The following is a 4144-nucleotide window of genomic DNA, read 5'->3' as shown; positions in this document are numbered from 1 at the left end:
GGCGGGTGCAATTGCTCGGAGCGCTGGCGCGGGGCGGTGATCCGCTGATGCCGGCGCTGGCGCCGGTTGCGGCAGTTGCGGCCCTGTGTGCGCGGCTCGGCCTTCATGCGGGCGACATGGAGCATGTGGAACTGATGGAGGCCTATGCTGCCCAGGCCCTCGCCGGCATCGCGCGGCTGGGCCTTGATCCGGAGCGGGTCAATGCGCAGGGTGGCGCCCTCGCCCGGGGCCACCCCATCGGGGCTTCGGGAGCGGTCCTGGCGGTCCGGGCATTCCACCGGCTTCGGGGCGCCGGCGGCCGGGCGCTGGTCGCCATCGCCGGGGCGGGAGGCATCGCCAGCGCCATGGTGCTATCCTGAAAAGACGAAGCCCTCCGGCGGTGGCAGGATTGATGGATGGGAGCTGGAGAGGACATGCATACCCGATCGGACACCGCCGGCCCCGGGGATACCGTCGCTGCTGCTTCCGCTGCGGGGCAGGCGCTGGTGTTCGCGCTTCTCGACGTCCTCGACACCCTGAAGGAAGCGGTGGAGGATCCGGACCCGGTGGAGATGGTCCATGATGCCCGCAAGGCCATGAAGGAATTGCGGGCCCTGCTGCGCCTCGTGCCCGGCGACGCCGCCCTGGCCCTGCGCCGGCACACGGCGGAGGTGGCCCGCGCCATGTCCGGTGCGCGCGACAAGGCCGCCGCCGGCGAGGCCATCGACGTGGTCGAGACGGCGGGGCTCCTCATCGCCTGCGACGCGGCGGATGCCCGTGCCGCCATCGGCCCGGATGCGGCGGAACCGGAGGAGGCCGAGCGCCATCGCGCCTCCCTCACCGCCTTCGGGGCCGAGGTGCGGGCGACGCTCGCGGGCGACTTCGGCGCGGAGGTGGCGGCTGCGGACATTGGCGAGGGTCTGGTAAAGGCCTATCGCCAGGCCCGGAGGGCTCATTTCACCACGCCGCAGGCCATGCACGAGGCCCGCAAGCGCGTGGTGGCCCATCGCTACCAGATGGGCTTCATCGCATCCGCCTTCGGCGGGCGGGGGCTGAAGCGCGCCCGCAAGGCGCAGCGTCTTCGGGACATCCTCGGCGCCTATCAGGACATTGAGATCCTGCGCTCCATGCTCGCGGCCGCACCCGCCCTCGAGGACGGGACGCGGCAGCGGCTCGCCTTCGCCATGGATCTCGCCCAGAAGCGGCTGAAGAAAAAGGCCCATCGGCGGCATGCGGTACTGTTCAACCTGCGGCCAAAGGCGTTCCTCGCGCGCTACCGCGACATTTTTTGATGTGTCGCAACTATTTGATGAGAGTCATGGTGCCGTAATCCGTGCCGCTCATGCTGGCGCGCCATGAAAGCGCCCGGAGCACGGGCAAGGAACAGCACAAGCGCCGATGGCGACCGCCCGGCAGCACACGAGTTTGCGAAGAGACCGGCCGATGCCCCTCGAATCCCGCCTTCCGTCCCTGGCCCCCGTCCCGCCTGCGCCGGCAAAGGCGCCCGGCGCCGTGTCCGCGCCGGCCGCTCGCTCGCCGTCTCCCGCACCGGAACGCACGGCCATGGACTTCTCCCAGCTGCCCCATCCGGCCCGGATGCTGACCCAGATCTGGGCACGCCTCGCCTGCCATGATGACGAGGATTTCGACCGGGGCTCCGGTCCCGAGGCCTTCCGGGCGGTGGACCGGGCCGCGGCGGCCCTTGTGGCGCGCACCACGTCGGGCCTGTCGCCCGCGGCGCTGTCCCTGGCCTTCCTCGACTGGTGGATGCACCTTGCGGCCGCTCCCGGCAAACGGGCGGAACTGGGCCTGAAGGCGTGGCGCAAGGCGGCGCGCTTCGGCTCCTACGCCGTCGCCTCCAGCTTCGACCGGACCTTCCCCAACTGCATCGGCCCCCTGCCGGGAGACGAGCGCTTCAGCGCGCCGGTCTGGCAGGACTGGCCATTCCGCTTCTGGTACCAAGCCTTCCTGCTGAACCAGCAGTGGTGGCACAATGCCACCCATGGCGTGCCGGGGGTGAAGCCCCACGACGAGGCGCTGGTCGCCTTCGTGGCGCGGCAGTTGCTCGACGTGTTTTCGCCGTCCAACTCGCCTTTCACCAATCCGGAGGTCATCCGCCGCACGCGCGAGACGGCCGGGATGAATTTCGTCGCGGGGGTGCGCAACGCGGTTGCCGATCTCGCCCGCAAGGCGACGGACGCCCCGCCGGTTGGGGCGGAAGCCTTCGTTCCAGGGCAGAACGTGGCGGTGACGCCCGGCGAGGTGGTCTTCCGCAACCACCTCATCGAGCTGATCCAGTACCGCGCGACCACCAGCGAGGTGGCGGCGGAGCCGGTGCTGATCGTGCCGGCCTGGATCATGAAATACTACATCCTCGACCTGTCTCCGCAGAACTCGCTGGTACGCTACCTGGTGTCGAAGGGCCACACGGTGTTCTGCATTTCCTGGCGGAACGTGACGGCGGAAGACCGCCACCTCGGCTTCGACGACTACCGCAACCAGGGCGTCATGGCGGCGCTGGACGCCATCGAGGCCATCGTGCCCGGCAGCAAGGTGCATGCGGCGGGTTACTGCCTCGGCGGCACCCTGCTGTCGGTGGCCGCCGCCGCCATGGCGCGGGCCGGCGACACACGGCTCGCCTCGGTCACCCTGCTGGCGGCGCAGACCGACTTCTCGGAAGCCGGCGAGCTTCAGCTCTTCGTCGATCCCAGCGAGCTCTACATGCTGGAAAGCATGATGTGGGACCAGGGCTATCTTGCCGCCGGGCAGATGGCCGGGGCGTTCGAGATGCTGCGCTCCAACGACCTCGTCTGGTCGCGCCTCGTGCACGAATATCTCATGGGCGAGCGCGCGCCCATGAGCGACCTCATGGCCTGGAACGCGGACGCGACGCGCATGCCCTACCGCATGCATTCGGACTATCTGCGCCGGTTCTTCCTCGACAACGACCTTGCCGCCGGCCGCTATCCGGTGAACGGGCGGCCGGTGTCGCTGCTCGATATCCGGGTGCCGCTGTTCGTGGTGGGCACGGAGCGGGACCATGTGGCGCCGTGGCGGTCGGTCTACAAGATCCACCAGCTCACCGACACCGACGTCACCTTCGTGCTGACCTCGGGCGGGCACAATGCGGGCATCGTGAGCGAGCCGGGGCACAAGCACCGGCACTTCCGCCTCCACGAGACCCGGCACCTCGACCTGAATCTCAGCCCGGATGAATGGGTGGAGGCGACCCAGCCGCAGGAGGGGTCCTGGTGGCCGGCGTGGGAGGCCTTCCTCGCCGCGCGCTCCACGGGGCGGGGCGCCCTGCCACCCATCGGCGGTCCCGGCTATCCGCCGCTGGAGCCGGCCCCCGGCACCTATGTGATGCAGCGCTGAAAGCTGCTCGGCCGCGGGCCTGGTGTTACGGCACCAGTACGGCCGCGCCCTTGAGGCGGCCGTGGCGCAGGTCGTCCAGCGCGTCGTTGGCCTGCGCCAGCGGATAGGGCGTCACATGGGTGGTGACGCCCGCCTTGGGCGCCAGCGCGAGGAATTCATGCGCGTCGGCCCGGGTCAGGTTCGCCACCGACAGGATCTTCCGCTCCTCCCACAGCCACCGATAGGGAAAGGAGGGGATGTCACTCATATGGATGCCGCCGCACACCACGCGCCCGCCCTTGCGCACGGCGCGCAGGGCCTGCGGCACCAGTTCCCCCGCCGGGGCGAAGATGAGGGCGGCATCCAGGAGCTCGGGGGCCGGGGCATCGGACGGGCCGGCATAGACGGCGCCGAGAGAGCGGGCGAACGCCTGCGCCGCCTCATCGCCGGGGCGGGTGAAGGCGTGGATCTCCCGGCCCTGATGGCGCGCCACCTGGGCGATGATGTGCGCCGCCGCGCCGAAGCCGTAGAGGCCGATGCGCCGGCCCTCGCCGGCCATTTTCAGGGTGCGCCAGCCGATGAGGCCGGCGCACAGCAGCGGCGCCAGCGCGGCGTCGTCGCCCGCCTCGCCGAGGGGATAGACGAAATTCGCGTTCGCCACCGTGTGGGTGGCGAAGCCGCCGTCCCGCGTGCAGCCGGTGAAGACCGGGGCGTCGCAGAGGTTCTCCTCCAGCGCGGCGCAATAGGGGCAGGTGCCGCAGGCATGGCCGAGCCAGCCCACGCCCACCCGTTCCCCGAGCCTGAGGTGGGA

The 4144-nt window shown here is 70.5% G+C and carries 3 protein-coding genes and 1 pseudogene; 3 read left to right on the top strand and 1 reads right to left on the bottom strand.

Annotated elements, in window-relative coordinates:
• From K9U40_RS22170 to K9U40_RS22160, 3 genes and pseudogenes are all read left to right on the top strand, one after another.
• Positions 1-359: pseudogene (locus K9U40_RS22170) on the top strand (thiolase family protein); the annotation flags it as partial.
• A 54-nt stretch (positions 360-413) separates the two neighbouring features.
• A complete protein-coding gene (locus K9U40_RS22165; RefSeq protein WP_282892278.1) occupies positions 414-1271 on the top strand; it encodes a CHAD domain-containing protein in 858 nt (285 codons plus the stop codon).
• A gap of 271 nt (positions 1272-1542) precedes the next feature.
• Entirely contained in the window at positions 1543-3354 is a 1812-nt protein-coding gene (locus tag K9U40_RS22160; protein WP_282892277.1) for a PHA/PHB synthase family protein, read from the top strand.
• 25 nt (positions 3355-3379) lie between these two features.
• Here K9U40_RS22160 and K9U40_RS22155 read toward each other — a convergent pair.
• Positions 3380-4144, bottom strand: a 765-nt coding sequence (locus K9U40_RS22155; RefSeq protein ID WP_282892276.1) for an alcohol dehydrogenase catalytic domain-containing protein, incomplete at its 5' end; no start/stop codon positions are given.

Origin of the sequence: Xanthobacter autotrophicus (assembly GCF_030015065.1) — a bacterium.
In the GTDB taxonomy this organism is placed as follows: domain Bacteria; phylum Pseudomonadota; class Alphaproteobacteria; order Rhizobiales; family Xanthobacteraceae; genus Xanthobacter; species Xanthobacter autotrophicus_D.
This window is presented reverse-complemented; position numbering and strand designations above follow the sequence as displayed.

Bases quoted from the DNA above. Each gene is read 5' to 3' on its own strand.
- K9U40_RS22165 (WP_282892278.1), top strand. From the start codon at position 414: ATGCATACCCGATCGGACACCGCCGGCCCCGGGGATACCGTCGCTGCT.
- K9U40_RS22160 (WP_282892277.1), top strand. From the start codon at position 1,543: ATGGACTTCTCCCAGCTGCCCCATCCGGCCCGGATGCTGACCCAGATC.